Source organism: Bacteroides sp. AM16-13 (genome assembly GCF_003602705.1).
Taxonomy (GTDB): Bacteria; Bacteroidota; Bacteroidia; order Bacteroidales; family Bacteroidaceae; genus Bacteroides; species Bacteroides xylanisolvens.
On record NZ_QTLK01000010.1, the window covers coordinates 163694 to 182830 of the forward strand.

Below are 19137 nucleotides of genomic sequence, written 5' to 3' on the forward strand. Positions count from 1 at the left end.
GCGCATCCGGAGAACACTAATAAGATGAAGTAAGTAGCTGACTATTGGTTGGCTGCAAACGTATATTATCCCACAAAATAGGTTCAAGGGTAATTATATAAAGAAGCGTCCCTTTCATCGCGAAAGGAACGCCTCGGGTTGTGTGTTTTTTCACTGAGAGTAGAATTTATATCATCAAGAGAATTTATTTCTTTCGGGTCACCGTATAAAGTATATTCCCTTTTTTATCTATCATACGAAGGTTGAGCTCTTTTTTGTCGATAGAGCAGACAGAGAAACCCGGTTCGGGGCTGCAGAACTTTGTACCTTCGATAGGTTCCACTTTGCGTGCCAGTGAGCCGGAGGAGTTAACGACATAATCGATGTCACTTCCCGGAACCCGGATATGCTGGAAGTTATGGATGTGTCCGCAGATGTACATATCTACCTTGTGCTTGCGTAAGATGGTGTCAACCCGTTTCTGCATGTCCAGTCGTTCGCTTTCCTCTTTGGGAGTATAAGCGTAGATGGGATGGTGTCCGGCTACGATAACCCAGTCTTCTTTTGCATTGGCAAGCACAGATTCCAGCCAGGATAGTTGCTTGTTGACATCCTGTTTGCAGGCATCGGGATATTTATCACTTTCCTGGCGGTATTTCTCAATCAGAGGAGTCGTGTCAATCCAGACGATGCGGATGGTGGCACCTTTCTCTTCGAATGTTTGGGTGTAATAACGGGCGGGCATTGTCCAGCGGCGGCTGATATGGGTGTAATCCAATACGGCTTGCGTGTTTCCGCGATATTCATGGTTTCCCAGGATAGGGAACCAGTCGATCATTAGTTCCGGATGGGAGTAGATTAATTCGTAGTTGGTCATCCACAAAGGGTCGTTCACGCTGCGAACTCCTTCGAAGTGATGGACATCTCCGGTGGCCAGAACAAATTCAGGACCGATCTCTTCGCCCATCGTACCCATTAATTCGGCTATTGGCTTTTGGTCGTAATATCCGTTGCGGCCTAAATCATTCGCTACGTAGAAGTTAAACTTCTTGTCAAATATAGAGTAGTCCGTCAACTGTGCCTGAACGAATGTACAGACGGAGACTAATGCGAGAATCAATAAACTCTTAATTTTCATATTCATATTCTGTTGTATATTAGTTGTTTATATATAGATAGTTATTCTGAATCTTTTGGCTTGTTGGTTTAAAAGGAAGAGAACGTTTCTTTTAAACCAATGCTCTGTTCCTTTTAAACCAACGGGGGCTTCCTTTTAAAGGAATGAATATCGTTGTTTGGCTCGCATCAGAAGTTCACTTTTACGCCGGCGTTTATCTTTACACCGTAGTGTTCAGACTGCATGGTACGGTCTTTAGTGCCCTGATAATAACGCAATGGTTGGTTCAATAAGTTGGTAGCATCTGCGTAGAATGTTGTTTTGAACTTCTTGCCGAATGTATAGCTTGCGTTCAGGTCCATATAGTTCACGGCATCATAGTAACGGTCTAGTGCGGCAACTTCTCCCATTTCGTCGATAAAGCTGGATGCAAAGTTGTAGGAGAGACGTACGTTAAAACCTTTCTTTTCGAAGTAGAGTGAGGCGTTTGCCGTATGTTCGGGAGAACCGGGTAAGGAGAGGTCTTTCTCATTTTCGCGCCCTTCGAAATTGAAGTTGTTCACTTTGGTGTGAGTGTAGGTGTATGTACCGTAAAATCCGATGCATTTCAATGCCGGAGCGATGAAGCTGAAATCACGTTGATAAGCCAGTTCCACACCAAGCAAGTCGGCATCACCTGCGTTTTTGGGTTGGGTGAACTTCTTGTATTCATTGTTTTGGTAGGTATAGTCACCAATCACCTGATCGACAATGAAATCGTTGATTTTCTTATAGAAGATACCTGCACTGACCAGACCGACGCTCTTGAAATAGTAATCGGCACTTAAATCGAAGTTGTATGAGAGGGTGGGAGTCAGGTCAGAATTACCCATCACGAGTTCATTGTCGCTGCGGTTGATATTGACACATGGAATTAATGCGGAATATTTGGGGCGGCTCAATGTTTCTGTGAAAGAGGCGCGAACTTTGAAATCATCGGTCACATCGTATTTCAATAATACGCTGGGGAGCCAGTTGACATAGTTGTTTTTATGATCTCCGGTCGGTTCAAGCGTTTCGTTTTCCTCTTCATCCACCATCCAGTTCCAGCCGTCGTATTTGATATGAGTGGCTTCCATGCGGAGACCCAGCATCATTTTTAGTTTCTTTCCCAGGTTTTGGTCGAAGCGGAAAAAAGCGGAAGTCACATTCTCTTTAGCATGATAGTTGCCGGAAGATTCTTCGAGCACCTGTTCACCCTCCATGTTTTTCAGGTCGAGCGAACCCAGATATTCTTTGGATACGAAATCGGTGGCTTTATACTGATTGCCGGGCATGAAGCCGTCGCGAATCTCACTCGTGAGGTTGTCCATATACGCTGTTTTGTATGCATCCTTGTAGGCGTCTGCGTAGTCGTAGACGGTTACATCGCGATTTTTAGTCTTGGATGCATATTTGGCTCCGAATTTCAGGCTGTTTCCATAGATTCCGTTGGCCAGCGGCAGTTCGAAATCTACTTTGAACTTCAGGTCTTTTTCGTAGATTTCCTGGTTGCTTTCGGTTAGTTCTTTCACTTTCCATTTTCCTCTTTCACCGTCCACTTCTCCGTTGTGCAGGTTTACATCGGTTGTCACATACGGAAAACGGCCGCCTGCATCCACGATGTCAAATCCGAGAAAGTCTTGTTTCAGATTGAAGTATCTTTCGTTCGGACGGTCTTCGCTGGCACCTGCGTAAGAAGCTCCCCAGTTCATTGACAGTTTGCCGAACTGATGTTCTCCGCCCAGGCTGAAATCCATTGTCTGTTGCAGTTCCAAGCGGGCGTTTTTGTTGTTGGGAGTACCTCCCTTAGTCTCTATTTGGGCAGATTGCTGCATTTCGCCTTCATCGTCCGGTCCTGTTTTGTCGAGGTCTTTGTAGGTGACGCGATAGCGGTTTTCCCAGTCGTGACGGCGGTTGTAGATGCCTTGCAGTGTCAGTCGGTGATTCGGGTTTATTTCGTAATCGAAAGCCAGTGAGTAGCTTTGGCGTTCACGTGTCACGTAGTACTGGCGTTTTTGTGCTTCTACCATTACTACTTCTCCTTTCTTATTCACATCGTATTCAAATTCTACATCATCCGAACCTACCGGAGCATTTTGATAAGAAACGGCTGCCATCATTCCCAATTTGTCGTTGAAGAAGCGGTCGCCATAAGTGAAACCCAGGTTCAGTTGGGCTTTCTGGCTAATCCAGTTGTATCCGGTTCCTGCTGTGGCACTGATGGTTCGTTTATAAGGAGTACTTTTAGTAATCAGATTGATAGAACCGCCAATGGCATCTCCATCCATATCCGAGGTGACTACCTTGCTTACTTCGATGGTTTGTATCATATCGGCAGGAATAAGGTCGAGCTGCACATTACGTGTGTCGCCTTCGGCAGAAGGGAGACGGTTGCCGTTGATTGTTACAGAACTAAGATCGGCCGAAGTTCCGCGTACTTGTCCGAAGCGGGCTTCTCCCTGATCGTATTGTACGTTAATACCATTGATACGCTTCAGTGCGTCTCCGATATTGGAGTCAGGGAATTTACCCACCTGATCGGCTGAAACGACATTGGTGATCCCTAGTGTGTTCTTCTGCGAGTTGATGGCGCGGCGTTGCCCCTGAAAAGCTCCGCCTACTACTACCTCTTGCAGTTCGAGTCCTTCATTCAGGATTACGTCTTTTTCGAGTGTCTTTCCGGCCGGAATGGTGATTTTCATTTCAACGGGTGAGTAGCCTACGTAGCTTACTTTTACGGTGTATGTGCCCGGAGTAAGATTGGCGAAAGTATAATAACCGTTGACATCACTGGTCACCCCGGTATGTAGCTTTTCGATATAGATGGATGCTCCCGGAAGGGTCTGTTTGGAAGTATCTACGATGCGTCCGCGGATAGTGCCTTGTTTGACTACGTTCACTTTTTCTTCTGCGAAAGTGTTACCGCTTGTGCTCATGACCAAAAGAACAAATGAGACAAATTTCAAAAATCGTTTCATAAATGTTAGCGTGCGTTAATTATTTGCTGCAAAAGTAGAGGGTTGACGTTTCTTACTTTTTACAGTTGGTTGAAGAACGCGTAACAAATATGCTACGTTTGTATTACAGCTTCCGGAACCGGTGATTGACGGGTTTTCTATCCTGGGAAACTATGGATTTTGCGGAAATGCATAGGCTGTATCAGATTATATCAGGATTGGGCTCCGGTATTACTGTTGTGTTCCGTATAATGAATATCAAAACGTCCGTTAGTCAGCCGTTTGCCGTTACCGAATGTGACACTGATAATTTTCATTTCTGTGTCGAAACGGCTTATGAAAGCTGTTCCGTCTTCCAGCTCTTCTCTTCCGAACTCTATATCGGTAATCGTTGATTCTTTGCCTTCTTGGGGCGATAAAATAGTGAAAGATAGATTGATACCGGGCTTTACGGAAACACTAACAGAGAGTTTGTCTTCTTCTGTGTAATAGTGGAATGAATCATACGTCCATACATACGAGTGTCCCCAATTCAGGTATCGCCCTCCCACATAAATCCAGCCGTCCATCAGGCAACCGAATGTGTTGGCTCCTGTAGTGGTGGCAGAAGGCAAAACGGTGATGTCGATCGATTCATCTTCCGTTTCTTTACAGCTCCAGAGGCTGATGATGGAAAAGAGAATGAGTATATATTTCTTCATAGTGCTTTTTTTAGTGGATGTTAGAAATAATAGGATAATCCCGTAGTGATGTTTAGTCGCGTGAGGTTGACATCATCATTTGAATTGAGTTTTACAGTAACCTTTTCTTCGTGATAGTAAGTCCTTATTCTAAGTAGCTCACTATACATATATTGTACTCCTAAACTGACTCCCAGGTTGGAATTCAGCTTATAGGTAAGATTGGCATTGGTGAGGAGACCGATAGTGAAGGCTCTCACTTTTCGTGTGTTGCCGAATACCTCGCTGTTGTTCCGCAGAATGACTCCGCCGGGACCGGTTGTCACCCGGATTTGCCAATGTTTGGTATTGGCATTACACATTCCGATTTGCGTGCCGATGAAATGAACCCATAAATGGTCTTTTCCTTCAAGATGGCTTCCTTTGGAAGAAAATCCGGTGTAGATTCCTCCGAAGATAAAGCGTTTGAGAGGACGGAAGTGGTATTGTCCATCCCAGCTTACGCCTTGTGCAAGTGTACGTTGGTAGCTGTGAGTACTTAGCGTTAGTGTGGGAGGATTATGGAACATCACACCGTATCCGGCATGGAACGAGAACTCATGTCGCTCAAAATCTCTCTGTGAGAAAAGCCGAGTATGACAGGACAGCGTGAATACGATTAATAATAGAATCGCTTTTACGGGTGTTTGATTCATCTGAATTAGTTTAGATTGCGTTTCTTTTCGCAAAAATAGCAAATAGTTCAGACTTTCTCGCAGCGGATGATGACTTTTTGCCCATTATTTAATGTGCTGGCAAATAAGTAAGTATCTCCTCCTTCTGTCAGATGAAGCCGTTTGCGAAGTTCGGCTACTGTGGCGGGAAAGTTGCGGACAGTCACATTTGCTTTTTTCAGATCTGCCAGATTTTCCTTTACTTCTTTTTTATTGAAACTGCACTGGTTGACAATGCGGAAGATTCTTCCGGGGAAGTTTTCAATGAAAGAATCGGAGGTGTAAAGATGACTGTTGGGATGCAGTTTCCGGACGGGGTAGGCTGCGGCAATGCTGCGGAAGGCACCGGCTTTCAGAAGAGATGCATTCGGTTCGTAAAGGTAATCGCCTAAAGAATCGGTATAAGTACATTGGCTACGCTGCTCCTGTTCGCGGGTGAATACGAAGTGCTGTTCTTCTTGAGTCCCTTTCGTGAAGAGGTTTACACAATGAATGGTGATTTCCGCCGGTGATGTTTGTCCGAGTAGGATGAGTAGTTCCTTACATTCGTTGTTGACGGATAGGATATGAACTTCCTGTGTATGTTTCAGCTCTTTCAGTGCCAATGAAAGATCGAGCATGGGAGAGAGTTTTATCATTATCCGGCTGGCTTTGCTAAGCAGAAGATCTTCAAGCTCGGCTACGTTCGGTTCGCAGTCGGCGATGGAGACCGTTTTTCCGCCGTGTTCATTGCGGCGGGCAGGGTCGAGGAAGATACAATCTACGGGGGACATTGTTTGCAGATAGGCTACTCCATCCTCATTTCTTACGTTTATATGGTTTAGATTCAGGATGGGAAAGTTGTGTGCCGCTATTTCACAAAGCTCTTCCTGGCGTTCTACATAAGTGGCGGACTTGAATCCGGTGGCAAGAAAAGAACAGTCTATGCCGAAGCCTCCGGTGAGGTCGGTCAGCGAATCTCCTTGCAAAAGACGGGCTTTGTAGCGGGCAGTGATTTCAGAAGAGCATTGCTCTAGCGACAGATGTTTCGGATACCATATCTCTTCTATTTCTCGCCATGAGGGAATCTTTTCGGCGGCAACCTGTCTTCCTGCAATTTGGGTGATGGCAGTCGGCATATTTATATCCGGATACTTTTTAGCTTGTAAAGCCAGTGTACGTACATCGTCCGATGAATGTTCGCGGATAAAAAGTTGAGTTTCGGGGGAGATTTGTATCATGGCGTTATTGTGTTATAGGATATTACAATGAATCGTTGAGCACCGGTTATGATCTTGCCGAGCGCCGATTTATGGTATTAACTTATATTTCTGTCTGGCTACATCCCGGCTGCAAAAATTGAAATGCCACCACTCGCTGGGTAATGCACGGAATCCGGCTTCTTTCATTACTTTTCGCAGGAGTATCCGGTTCTGACGTTCTGTTTCACTCATTTTTCCGCTATGTACCAGTTCGTTTTCGTTTGTGATGTGGGCTTCCACGCCCAAATGGTCTACTTGGGTTCCCATAGGTAAGGGCTGCCCTAAAGAGTCTTGAATACTGATGTCTACTGCCAGTCCGTAGTTGTGTAGTCCGCCTCCACGGTTTGGGTTAGAGACATATTTGTATTTGGATGTTCCTTTCACTACGTTCCACATCTTCTTCTGTACTGACATAGGGCGGGCTGCATCGTAAATGATAAGACTATAAGACGGGTATAGCTCTTTCAAGGCTTTTTGTGCTTCTATAAGAGCGTATGCCGCATCCGGATGCAGATAGGCTTCCGTTAAGTTGTCGTAAAGCACTTCGCCAGTGAAATTATCAGCTTGCGTATACATTAACTTAACAACGAGGCTACTATCCAGATCGGTTACATTGACGAGTCCCAGTGAATCCATGTAGAGAGCTATTGCGCTTCGCTCTGGCGGTGGCGGTAAGACGGTGGCACTTTCTTCGACGGCTTGCATATCGTCCGGCGTATATTCGTATTTCGTCAGGGCGGGGCTCTCCGTTTCCTTTTGGCTGGAAAAGAAGGAGCATCCTGTCAGCAGCAAACAGAAGATAGCTAAACTATATTTTAGAATAATCATTCAACCTTTTGTATTTAGTGTGCCAAAGATACTTCTTTTTGGCTTTAGCTCCAATAAGCTACCTTTAAATCCTGATTGTTTAAGTGGTCAGGTCGTGCCATTATATTGGCGCAGTTATGCCTCTACGTTGGCACAACCTTGCCACTTCGATGGCACAGCCGTGTCAATACGGTGGCACAAAGTAAGAGATTAAGTCGTTGCAACAATCTTCTTAACGTTGTATACTAACCACTGCTTTCTTCAGATTGGCGACCCCTTTCCAGATGTCCAACAGGTGCAAAACCTGTTCGTCTTTGGCTTTGCTGTGGTTGATTGATAACAGTTCCGCATAGATCTCCAACAACTTTTTTAAGTCTTTGATCGGCTTCTCCGGAAGTCCGGTCAGCATTGCCACGATTAGTTTCTCCAGCTCCCGGTTGTGCAGGGGACTGACATTCATCATTTGTTGCTGTATCAGGTCGGTGAGTCTTTTCAGCGGTCCCCAGCCGGTATGTTGGTGTGAACCTAAGATTTTACCTATGCGCTTACTGTCTATGCATCCTTTGCCGACACGGTCTATCCAGATTTCGGCGGCATAAGAACGGGAAGTCTTATCTGCTACTAACATACAACTGGCTTCCAGTATGTAAGACGCCTCATGCCAGGTGTGTCTTAACTGATGAAGTGCTTCGATGGTGGCTTTGGTGATGCCTATTTCCCTAACCTCATTTAACATCGGATCGTAAATGGCACTGCGGATACACCATACTAATAATGGTTCCGGCATATTGGGAGTTAACCATGCTAAACGTGGCAAGTCATTTTGTATATCGTCGAAGCGCTCTATCAGCGGATACATTTCGACCACTAACGGATGCGAATCGTATGAATGGTAACTGATTTTCTCATTGTATTCGTTTTTATTGGCTACATGAGAGTTCTTGCTTTCCGGAATATCGAAAGTAAGAGTTGCAGAGTTCCATTCTACTACTTTTTTGTTGTAATCGGTATATGAGTGAGTTTGCAGATAGGTTCTCCATACAAAGTTTCCGGTCAGGAATTCGCGTGAACCTTTACTGTAAGAGAAATCTTTGAATTCGGAGTAGATTGTCTCCGGTGACTTGATGAGCCCTGCTGTCATCCACCAGGAAGGATGGGTGAAGGGTGCTTGAGGGAGTGCGTTTTCTGCTCCCAACAAGAAAGAAAGTAAACGTTGGTATTCCCCCTTTAAGTCTTGAAGGAGGATAGGGAGCTCTTGTGATGAATCATCCAGTGCCACTCGCGAGAGTGCCGTTTGCATATCCATATCGTCTGGCTCGGCGTTTGCTTGCTGATATTGTTTTAATCTTTCTATCAGGGTTGCCGGGGCAATAAACATAGGTATATGGGTGGGAGTGGACAATAGGGGTAAAGGTTTCTCCTTACTTTCCAAAAGGTCTAGTGTTCGGCATAATAGCTGCTTGTGAACAGGGAATTTCTCTTTTTGGTTCGTTTTCTGACGGATGGTGAGTTTCTGCAGATTACGATAGTTCCATTTACCTTTCTGCAGTTCGTCTTTCTGTACCATTTTCTGATGCAAGTCACTTAGCTCTTTTGCTTCTTTAGGAAAGCGTTTAACCAGTAGTTTTGCATAATCAAGGAGGAAAGTTGCCATCAGTTGGTCTAATAGGCCGTTTCGTGAACTTCCTCCGCTTATCAGTAGTTTGTAAGCGCGTTGAAGGATGGGTGTCCATTGTGAGATTTGTTTTGTGTCCTGTTGACGGTCCCATTGCACTAAGGCACCGAGGAGCAGGTCGAAGTGATAGATCTCGTTCCCATCCAGCACTTGGCTGGCAAGAAATAGCAGGTCTTCGGGGGAAGCAATTTCCTGTATCCGGTTGTCCTCACGGATGATGGGGAGTATCGGTTCATACACGAAAGAGGCGGAATCGTTGTCGGGCTGCTCGGAGTGGGCGGAAGCCCCTTCATTATGCGCAGGAGTATGGCCAGACTCATTATTCTCCAAATAAGCCTTCAGCTCTTTTTTAGTGTTTGCCAACATCGTTTCTGTATATACGGAGAGTGCTTCTCTTAATGTGGCAGATTCTGTCTCTCCATACGTCAGGATCAGTTTGACTATTTTGCTTTGAGTAGATTCTTCCCGGCTCATCAACCCTTGTGCGGCAACACAACAGATGGCGTCACGAAATTCTTTTCTTTCTTTTGCCAGTTTATTGAGTACGGCCAATGTGTTTTGGTGAATTGCCTTCACATCTGAAGCGAAAAGAACGGAAGTCTGACTTAGAAACTCTTCGATCCGAAATTGCGGATGATTGCATAAGCCCTTCAGCAGTCCGAGCATGATATTGACCGGGCGGCTGTGAGGGGCGGACAGGACGGCTAATATTTCCGGTTGTAACGCGAGTTGTTCTTCTATGCTGGGGGTAAGTGCGGTAAACATGCCTGCAAACCAGCCGCATAGGTTCTTGTTCATATTTCGGTTGACAGCGAGCAGAGATTCTCTTAATACACGCATACGGTCTAGTTTCCCGTTTTCGATAAGATATTTGTAAGGATAGTAGGGGTGTCCGCCATTTCGGTTATCCATCCAGTTCTGTCCACAGTCGTACTCAAAGAGATACCAAATATGTTCTTTAAGTGTGATTTCGCGTTTTTGCAGTATAGCAGTGGTGTTGATGTAGCTTACCAGATAACCCGCAATGGTTTGTGGAGAAGGTGTCACAGTAAGTATTCCCTGCTCTATCCAATCCATCAGGACTTCGTAATCCATTCCGTAGAAACCGCCGAATTCTTTGCCTTCACCTTCTTTGAAGAAGCTGTCGAGCCAGGAGGGGACGTACCACGGGATCAATTCATTCAGTTGCTCGGTGTTGATTCCCCATTGGTGTTTACGGAATTCTTTCAGCGAATAGATAACGAGAGCGGTAAGATTGATGATACGATGCTGTGCGGAAGTCCCCCGTGTACCGTATGTGTTCTCGTTAAGTTGCACGAATTTACTGTAGTATTCTTCCAGTTTGTTCAGGCGGGGTACCAGGCTCTTTCGTTCTTCCTGTGTGAGTCCTTGCAGAAAGGGGATGATGGCATCACCCTGTTGCTTTTCTACTATTTCGTTGAGGCGTTCTTCTAGGGTCATAATCATGAATTAATTATAGTTTGTTGAGTGAAGTGGTCACTTTCTTCAAATTGCTGTTCGTTGCCCATTCTTGCAGGCGTTGCAAGAGTTGTTCGTTTGTAACTTTGCTGCGGTTGATGGTCAATAGTTCCAGATAGAGTTCGAGCAGTTGTTTGAGTCCGGTGACGGGTTTGTCGGGCAATCCGCTGATAAATACAGTGAGCAGTTCTTCCAGTTGGCGGTTGTGGAAAGCGCTTCGTTTGTACATGCTTTCGTACACTTGTGTGGTGAAGCGTTTTAACGGAGCAAGTTCCATGTTGATAAGCCGGGCCAGGATTTCTCCTACCCGGTGGTTGTTTATTCTTCCTGTGGAGAGTCCTTCTATCCATAATTCTGCTGCATAGGAACGGACTGTTTTGTCTACAAAAAGCAGCGAGCCGCTTAATAGGAGTAGACTCATTTCTTTGAGCGGGCAATGGAAAGACAACAACATGCGTAAGGCACAGGCAAGGGTGCGTTTGCTGTCTTCCTGTGGACTGCCGAAAGCCATGTAATTGGAGATAATTTGGGCTATCAACGGTTCCGGGCGGTTAGGGTAGCAACACAATAGAGGTTCCATGTAGCGGGAGTCATCCATGTTGTATTTGCTGTTAATAATCAGATGTTCCTGCCATAGCTGATGGCTGTTGCGTTCGATATATTTGTGCCATTTGTGAGAATCAAGTTGAAGCAGGCGTCTGTCCGTTTCGTATGAGTTTTCTTTAGGTTTCACTTCTTTCCACTCGTAGTCTCCTGTCAGATGATTGTGTGGCAATGTGTTACAGGAGAAAGACTTGAATGCTTTAAATTCCGTCTCCGGTGCTTTTACCAGTCCGGCGGCTATCCAGGCGGTTGGATGGTTGTAGGGCGGTTCGGGTTGCGTGTTTTCGTCCAATAAGAACAGACAGAGATGCAGGTACTCATCTTGTAACAGTTGCCGGGCGGTGGCGATGGCTTCTTCTTTGTCTTCCATGGCACAACGGGCAATAGCCAGTTGGAAATCCCACGAACAAGGTTTCTTTCCTGCTTCCTGGTATGCGGCAAGCCGGCGTATCAGTTCGGTGGCTTGTAGGTATGCCGGGGTATGGGTGGGAGTAGAAAGCAATGGCAATGAATTTCCTCCTTTTATTTGGCGGATCACATTCAGCCATAACTGTTGGATAGGTATGAAACAGGTTGCGTTGCTGTAACCGGGTTTCCAGTCAGCAAGTCGTTTGAAGGAACGTTCGTCGTAAGCTCCCCTGTTTTTATCTATTCCTTTCAGTTTCTCTTCCAGCCGGGTGAACATGTTTCTCAAAACTCCTGTGTTGGAGTTGTCTGTCTGTGCCCATAAGCGTTGGTATTCCAACAGGAAAGTGGCAAGGAGATCTTCGTATGGTTCCCAACTATTGGCAACAATATTGGCTGCCCGTTGGAAAATAGGTTCCATCCGGTTGAGGTCTTCTTTATCCAGTTGGGGATGGAAAGCAATGATAGCGGCAATCGTTGTTTCTATCTCCCAGTTCTCCTCCATGTCGAACAAACGGCTAAGCTGAAACAGGAAATCTTCTTTGTTGGTAGGGAATGGAATACGGTTGTCTTCCCGGCAAATGCGGATGGCTTCCAGAGGTGGCTCTTCGGAGAGGAGGGAGTTTTCGGTACTATTTTCATCTGTACTATTTCTTTCTGTATTCTCTCCTTCTGTATGAAGAATGTCTTTTGTCACACTTGTATCTGTTGCATTTGCTTCTTCTGCAAGGTGTGGTTCTGTAGACTGTGAATCTATAGACTGTGGCTTGAAAGATGCGAGTATCGCTTGCACGCTTTGAAACATCTCCGGTTGATAAGACTGTAGTGTTTCTTGGAGATTGGACGAAGAGGCATCCCCATACTTTGAAATAAAGTTGGCAGCTTTCTTTTGCAGGCTTTCGTCCTTCTTCAAGAATAGTTGGCAGAGAGTGATACAACAAGGCTCTTTCATCTCGGGATGTTGCGCAACGATCTTTTCAAAGATGGAGTAAATGGTTAATAGCGAGTTTTTGGGACTGGAGAAGAAAAGGGTGGTTGCCCGTTCGATGAATTCCTGATAACGGAATCCTTCTTCGTCTGCAATGCTCTTCAACTGTTGCAACATTATATTTACCGGCTTGGTGTAGGAAGAAGTGAATGTTTGCATGATCTCTTCCTGTAAGGATAACGATTCTCCGGTGGTCGGTTGCAGCGTTTCAAAGAATCTGGCAAACCATCCTGCCATGTCTTTTTTGAAGCTCCGGTGAAAAGTGGCGAGGGTGGCTCTTAGTAGCCGTTCTCTATCCAGATGGCCGTCCAGTGAAAAGCGATAGAGGGCCGCGCTGATACTTTCATCCCGTATTGTGATTCCTTTTTTATAAGCATTTTTGGCACAATCATCCTGATAACCGATGATTGATTCGTGTTCGAAAAGCGTCCAGATGTGTTCTTTCAGTGTAATATCCCGTTTGAGTAGTAGTTCACTGTTGAAAGTATCGTCTCCTTTGGGATTCTTATTTCTGATGCGGGTAATCCAGGGGAGTACATGTGCAATACGGCTTGGAGCGATTTCTTTGAGGTAACCCATATCCATGAGCTGCATCAGTTCTTCGTAATTGAGATCGAAATTGAACCATGTTTTGTCATCGTTGATAAAATCTGTCAGCCAGGCAGGGTTGTAAAGCGGGAGTAGTTTGCAAAGCATATCAAACTTCACATGATATGCCATATCCATCTCCCGTCTGTTGGCACATACAAACTGTACTGCCGATAGAAAATGTGCCCGTGCCGCACTACAGGTTGTCTCACTGCTGAAACCAGCGAACCTGCCTTTTATCCATTGCAATTCCCGGATAAGCGGCAGCAACTTCCGCCTGTCCTTCATTGGCAACTCCAATAATCTCTTGATAAAAGGGATTAATATCTTCTCTTCATTCTCCGGAGTATCCACATAGGCTTTGGATAACTTCTCCAGTTCTTTTTTTAGTTCTTCCATTGCGCTAGTTTCTTTACTGCCAGAATATGTTTGCAAGCTCCCCGTTCTCCCTGATTACTGCTGAACCAAGTGCAAGTGCAACGTTCTTTTTCGTTCTCCCTGTCCAGAATGACGGTATGCCTCACTCCTCCGCTTCCTGCAACACGGGCTTCCGTCCGGTTGCCATCATTCGCAATGATTTCTACTTTGTCTTCTTCCAGCAACTTTTCTGCAGCTATCATTCGCGGGTTGAGGCTCAAAATACGTTCGGTTTTGAAAGGCAGGCGGCGGTAGAAGAAACTGTTTTCATCCAAATCGAATCCCAGCAAACCCATTGCTGCCAATCGTGCCGAGAGAGAATCTACCTTATCCAGGTCAATATGCTCTTCTATGGCAAAAAGCGTAGGGTTGAACTGTTGGTTGGCGTAACTGTATTTATCCATCGCCTCTATCCATCTTTCAGGTACATCTTCGAGCAGAGATTCCAGTGCGGCACCTTCTCCGGAGAATCCTCTCCAACATTCGCGGGAAAGAGAAAGGCTGAAGCGGACCGGACCGAAATAGAGTTGCCAGATAGTAGATTGCATAGTAGGATGTGCAAATACTTTCAGTTCATCAGCAAACGGAAGCAAGGGTTCGAGTAAGCGCAAACGGTGGAGTCCTCCGATGCAGATGGCATTCATACTTTTCACCGGTGAAAAGGCCGGTTTTTGACCGCGCATTACTAAATAATAGTCACATTTCACACTACTTTTCGGTAGTGTCTGGAAGAGTTGTAAGGTTTGTATGCGATTGAAGGAATAGACCTTTTCGGCAACGGATTGATAAATCTGTACCGTAGTCAGTCCCTTTATCCATTTTACGGGAAGAGGTACTTTTCGCTCTATCACCTTCTCACCTTTATTATAGAGTCCCACTTCTTTGGGGCCGACCGACATTACTACATTTTCTTGTCTGCCTATTCCTCCTAAAGCGGAAATCATTCCGGGATTAAAATCTACATTCGTTGTCCCGTTTTCCAAGAATTCTCCGTCGTGTCCATCAGGAAGTACATCGACCCTGGCGTATACACCTGCACAATTAGAAAATCCTTCAAAGCGCAGACGGTTATTTCCAGCCGTTACAATCGGATCTTTCAGCATCGCAAGCTGTGCTGGTGTCAGATTGAAACTGGATTGCACAACGTTGGATAACGCAATGAGGCAACGTGCCGTCATATAAGGTTGCGTCAGCTTTCCCCAAAAGAAACAGGGGGCTTCTCTCTTTTCTATTTCGCTATATTTGGCAAGAAATAGTTCGTCCTGATCGGCCGACCGTTGCAATGTGGAAGGAGCTGCATATTGATAAGAAATAGTATCAGTCATAGATAATAAATTGGTATTTGGTTGTACATTGCCCAAATATAGAAATTAATTCTTATGTGAAAAAAGAAGTAGGAGAATTTACATCACTTTGGAATGTGTGATATTATAAAATATCGCCGAAAGACTAATTTATCTCTCTTTTTGTACTGACTATGAGATACAATTCTTTATAGTTGGATACAATTTTTTATACATAAAACAATTATTCTTTATAACTATTCTTAAATTATGCGTTCCTTTTTGCCATAAAGTAATACTTTTGTTCCCATAAATAGAATGTTAAAGCGACATATTCTAAATTAAGTCTTATGATTTTTTTAATATAAAAAGACAGCTGTTTGTGAAAATCGCTAATATTGTTTGTTTTGTTTGTGTTATCCCATTTTGAGTCAGGTGTGACTTCAAAATGGGATTTTTGCTATCCCGGCAGATTAAAACCACCTGAATACTATCAAAAATGACCTAAATTCTATCAACCGATAGATTTTCCCCTAAACAATGTCTGTTCTTCACCTGCCACATTTGTTGAAAACCCGTAAACTTGCAACATCAAAATTATAACAACGAATACTCACAATTTAAAAATAACGTATATGAAAAGTTTAAGCTTCAGGAAAGATCTGATAGGAGTACAGGATGAATTACTCCGCTTCGCATACAAACTGACAACCGATCGTGAAGAAGCAAACGATTTGTTACAGGAAACCTCATTAAAAGCATTGGATAACGAAGACAAATATACCCCCGACACAAATTTTAAAGGATGGATGTATACTATAATGCGGAACATCTTTATTAATAATTACCGCAAAGTAGTGCGCGATCAGACATTTGTCGATCAGACTGAAAACCTCTATCATCTGAATCTGCCACAAGAGTCAGGTTTTGAAAGTACAGAAAGAGCTTACGATTTAAAGGAAATGCACCGCGTAGTCAATGCTCTGCCTAAAGAATACAGAGTTCCGTTTGCTATGCACGTTTCAGGATTCAAGTACCGTGAGATTGCAGAGAAGTTGAATCTTCCGTTAGGTACTGTAAAAAGCCGCATATTCTTTACCCGTCAGAAATTGCAGGAAGAGTTGAAGGACTTCCGCTAAACGTTAACTATCATTTTTCAGTAGGTATCAATAGGTATAGGGCAAAAGGATCTCGTTTCCTTTTGCCTTTTTTGTTTTATGTATTGGAGGTATACCTGCTATGGGGATTTTTTTCAGTAACTTTGTCGCTGGGTAATAGACTGTAAATAAAAAATATAGATGTTATGATAAAAGCAATCATGCTCGATGTAGATGGAACATTGGTGAGTTTTGAAACTCATAAAGTACTACAATCTTCTGTTGAAGCTCTTAAGGAGATTCATGACCGTGGGGTTCGAATAGTCATTGCTACCGGTAGAGCAGCGGGTGACCTTCATGAAATAGCTGCTGTTCCGTATGATGGAATTATTGCATTGAATGGAGCTGACTGTGTCTTACTGGATGGCACTGTGATAAGGAGATACCTTATTCCAAAGGATGATTTTAAGAAAGCCATGGAAATAGCAAAGGCTTTTGATTTCGCAGTTGCTATTGAACTGGATGAAGGCGTGTTTGTCAATCGGCTGACTCCGACTGTCGAACGGATAGCCAAAATCGTGGAACATCCCATCCCTGCCGTTGTAGACATTGAAGAACTATTTGACAGAAAAGAGTGTTGCCAGCTTTGTTTTTATATCGATGATGAAATGGAACAGCAAGTAATGCCGCTTCTGCCTAACCTTTCCTTATCACGCTGGCATCCCTTATTTGCTGATGTGAACCTTGTAGGAATCAGTAAGGCAACCGGACTTTCAGCTTTTGCCGATTATTATGGGATTGAGATGGCGGAAATAATGGCTTGCGGTGATGGCGGTAATGATATTCCTATGCTGAAAGCTGCCGGAATCGGGGTAGCTATGGGAAATGCATCGGAGACTGTCAAGGCGTCAGCCGATTTTGTTACTGATACCGTTGAGAATGACGGTTTGTGTAAGGCTTTGAAGCACTTTGGAATCATTTAGTATTGATATTCTTATTTCAATATGGAGCACTGTTCCTAATTTTGTAAATCTCATTATTCTGACCGTATAAAAGAAAAACTCCTGTAAGTATTTCACTTACAGGAGTTTTTCGTGGGCCATCTTGGGCTTGAACCAAGGACCTCCAGATTATGAGTCTGTTGCTCTAACCAACTGAGCTAAAAGCCCGATGTATCCATTAACTGGATGCGGTGACAAAAGTAGTATTTTCCGTCGAATTATGCAAATTCTTTCGAGAAAAAACTGTAATCCTTTGCTTCTAGAACTTATATTTGCGCTTCGGATTCTTGGGGAACCATCCTTTTTGTACCCGTTCTTCCTGTTCGAAAACCTCTTTGATCGTCCAGAAGGAAGAAAACGCAAACACGCCTAATAAAGAAGATAAGATCACATTATCGATACTTAAGGAGGCAATCACACCGGCAATGCCGAGTATCAGGAATATCCACCAGCATTTTGTGCCCCAGTAATATTCGGCCTTTACCACGACGGGGTGAAAAAGGCCGATAATCAAAAAGGTACAGATTCCGATGAATAACCCTGCAAGGTGATATTCATTTAGAAACTCCATCACAATTATTTTTCAACGCGGATGGGAATCTCTTTCTTGATACTCTGTTCCAGAGAAATCAGAGTCTCGGTAGCTACTACACCTGGTATTTCTTGCATTTTGTTATTCAGCAAATCCATCAGATGTTCGTTGTCGCATGCATAAAGTTTTGTCAGCATTGTGTACGGGCCTGTAGTGAAATGACATTCCACTATTTCGGGAATCTTTTGTAATTCTGCTACGACAGATTTGTACATGGAGCCTTTTTCCAGCTTGATACCCACGTATGTACAAGTTCTGTAGCCCAATGATTTCGGGTTCACATGGTAACCAGAGCCTACAATGACACCTAGGTCAATCAGTCTTTGCACACGCTGATGGATAGCTGCGCGTGATACTCCACATTCGGCTGCTACGTCTTTAAAAGGGATGCGGGCATTCTGGGAGATAATCTCTAGGATCTGCCTGTCGAGGTTGTCTATTCTTTCCATAATAATAAATTGTAATTTCCTGTTGTTATCAAATAGTAAGCAAATATAGAGATTTATTTTAATTATTCTTCTTTTCGGAGAAAAAAAATAGGAAAAAGCAAAAAAAAGAGGCACAAACGTTTTGCGCCTCTTTCCTTTTTCTATTTAGAAAAGAACTTTCTTATTTCTTATCTTTTTCGATGCTCAACAGTTCAACTTCGAAAATCAAAGTAGAGAACGGTTTGATTTGGTTGCCAGATTCTCTTGCACCGTAAGCAAGTTCTTGTGGGATATAAAGTTCCCATTTAGAACCTACAGGCATCATAGTCAATGCTTCTGTCCAACCTTTGATTACTTGGTTAGCACGGAAAGTAGACGGTTCGTTACGTTTGTAAGAGCTGTCGAATTCTGTTCCGTCGATCAAAGTACCTTTGTAGTTCACTTTCACTTTGCAAGTGTCAGCAGGAATTTCACCTTTACCTTCAGTGATTACTTTGTATTGCAGACCGCTTGCAGTAGTTTTTACGCCGTCTTTAGTCTTGTTTTCAGCAAGGAATTTTTCGTTTTCAGCTTTATAGTCAGCATATTTTTCTTCCAAAGCTTTTGCTTTGATAGTCTCCATAGCTGTACGAGTATATTCTTGAGCTGCTTCCATAGTCATTACGCCGCCTTTTTCCAAAGTACCTGCGATGAAACCTGCCATGAAGTTTTCTTTGCTGATAGTTTTAGTAGAGTCTGTACCAAACAATTCCTGGTTGATACCTTTCATCATCTGGTTGCTGATTTGCTGACCGATTTGCAGACCTGCCATGTAAGCGATGTCTTTTTTGCTAGTCTTGTTTGCGCCTTCGTTCAAACCTTTGATGAATTCTGCCATGTAAGTAGTATCAACATCCAGACGACCTGTCAGATAGCCTTTCAGACCTTGAGTCTGAGCCATACCGATAGAATACGACAGTGAGTCGATGTCTGTTTTCAGATTTGCTTTAGGAGCTTGAGCTGTACAAGAAGCAAGGCTTGCTGCAGCGGCGATTGCCATAAAAATACTAACTTTTTTCATTTTGCT

At 44.0% G+C, this 19137-nt stretch carries 14 protein-coding genes and 1 tRNA gene; 2 read left to right on the forward strand and 13 right to left on the reverse strand.

Annotated features, from left to right (window positions below):
* Positions 1 to 184: 184 nt before the first annotated feature.
* The 9 genes from DW173_RS10520 to DW173_RS10560 all read right to left on the reverse strand — a co-directional run bounded on the left by DW173_RS10520 (position 185) and on the right by DW173_RS10560 (position 14995).
* Positions 185 to 1117 (reverse strand): metallophosphoesterase, encoded by a 933-nt coding sequence (locus tag DW173_RS10520; RefSeq protein ID WP_004317085.1) that lies wholly within the window; start codon positions 1115 to 1117, stop codon positions 185 to 187.
* Positions 1118 to 1284: 167 nt separating this feature from the next.
* Positions 1285 to 4095 (reverse strand): TonB-dependent receptor, encoded by a 2811-nt coding sequence (locus DW173_RS10525; protein ID WP_049701379.1) that lies wholly within the window; start codon positions 4093 to 4095, stop codon positions 1285 to 1287.
* Between the two features lie 191 nt (positions 4096 to 4286).
* On the reverse strand, positions 4287 to 4775 hold the full coding sequence (locus tag DW173_RS10530; RefSeq protein ID WP_004317088.1) for a hypothetical protein: 489 nt from the start codon (positions 4773 to 4775) through the stop codon (positions 4287 to 4289).
* A gap of 20 nt (positions 4776 to 4795) precedes the next feature.
* Positions 4796 to 5449 carry a hypothetical protein gene (locus DW173_RS10535; RefSeq protein WP_120144418.1) on the reverse strand — a complete coding sequence of 218 codons (654 nt, stop codon included), beginning with the start codon at positions 5447 to 5449 and terminating at the stop codon, positions 4796 to 4798.
* 47 nt (positions 5450 to 5496) lie between these two features.
* Entirely contained in the window at positions 5497 to 6687 is a 1191-nt protein-coding gene (locus DW173_RS10540) for a class I SAM-dependent methyltransferase (RefSeq protein ID WP_199722831.1), read from the reverse strand.
* A gap of 69 nt (positions 6688 to 6756) precedes the next feature.
* Positions 6757 to 7536, reverse strand: a complete 780-nt coding sequence (locus DW173_RS10545; protein ID WP_120144419.1) for a M15 family metallopeptidase — start codon at positions 7534 to 7536, stop codon at positions 6757 to 6759.
* A gap of 211 nt (positions 7537 to 7747) precedes the next feature.
* Positions 7748 to 10651 (reverse strand): DUF6493 family protein, encoded by a 2904-nt coding sequence (locus tag DW173_RS10550; RefSeq protein WP_120144434.1) that lies wholly within the window; start codon positions 10649 to 10651, stop codon positions 7748 to 7750.
* Between the two features lie 13 nt (positions 10652 to 10664).
* The gene (locus DW173_RS10555; protein ID WP_120144420.1) at positions 10665 to 13652 is read right to left on the reverse strand and encodes a DUF6493 family protein; all 2988 of its coding nucleotides are present in this window, start codon (positions 13650 to 13652) and stop codon (positions 10665 to 10667) included.
* Positions 13640 to 14995: an SWIM zinc finger family protein gene (locus tag DW173_RS10560; protein WP_118195521.1), complete on the reverse strand. Its 1356-nt coding sequence runs from the start codon at positions 14993 to 14995 to the stop codon at positions 13640 to 13642. Before DW173_RS10560 ends, DW173_RS10555 begins: the two co-directional genes overlap by 13 nt.
* Positions 14996 to 15588: 593 nt before the next feature.
* Between DW173_RS10560 and DW173_RS10565 the strand changes: the two genes are divergently transcribed.
* The gene (locus DW173_RS10565) at positions 15589 to 16092 is read left to right on the forward strand and encodes an RNA polymerase sigma factor (protein ID WP_004296608.1); all 504 of its coding nucleotides are present in this window, start codon (positions 15589 to 15591) and stop codon (positions 16090 to 16092) included.
* A gap of 164 nt (positions 16093 to 16256) precedes the next feature.
* Positions 16257 to 17033, forward strand: coding sequence for a Cof-type HAD-IIB family hydrolase (locus DW173_RS10570; protein ID WP_120144421.1), 777 nt, complete (start codon positions 16257 to 16259; stop codon positions 17031 to 17033).
* A gap of 112 nt (positions 17034 to 17145) precedes the next feature.
* Here the strand turns inward: DW173_RS10570 and DW173_RS10575 are convergent.
* From DW173_RS10575 to DW173_RS10590, 4 genes are all read right to left on the reverse strand, one after another.
* A tRNA-Ile gene (locus tag DW173_RS10575) sits at positions 17146 to 17219 on the reverse strand.
* A gap of 91 nt (positions 17220 to 17310) precedes the next feature.
* Positions 17311 to 17622, reverse strand: a complete 312-nt coding sequence (locus DW173_RS10580; protein ID WP_049701378.1) for a DUF4491 family protein — start codon at positions 17620 to 17622, stop codon at positions 17311 to 17313.
* 5 nt (positions 17623 to 17627) lie between these two features.
* Positions 17628 to 18092 carry an Lrp/AsnC family transcriptional regulator gene (locus tag DW173_RS10585; protein WP_004302580.1) on the reverse strand — a complete coding sequence of 155 codons (465 nt, stop codon included), beginning with the start codon at positions 18090 to 18092 and terminating at the stop codon, positions 17628 to 17630.
* A 160-nt stretch (positions 18093 to 18252) separates the two neighbouring features.
* Positions 18253 to 19131: an FKBP-type peptidyl-prolyl cis-trans isomerase gene (locus tag DW173_RS10590; protein WP_004296603.1), complete on the reverse strand. Its 879-nt coding sequence runs from the start codon at positions 19129 to 19131 to the stop codon at positions 18253 to 18255.
* Between the last annotated feature and the right edge of the window lie 6 nt (positions 19132 to 19137).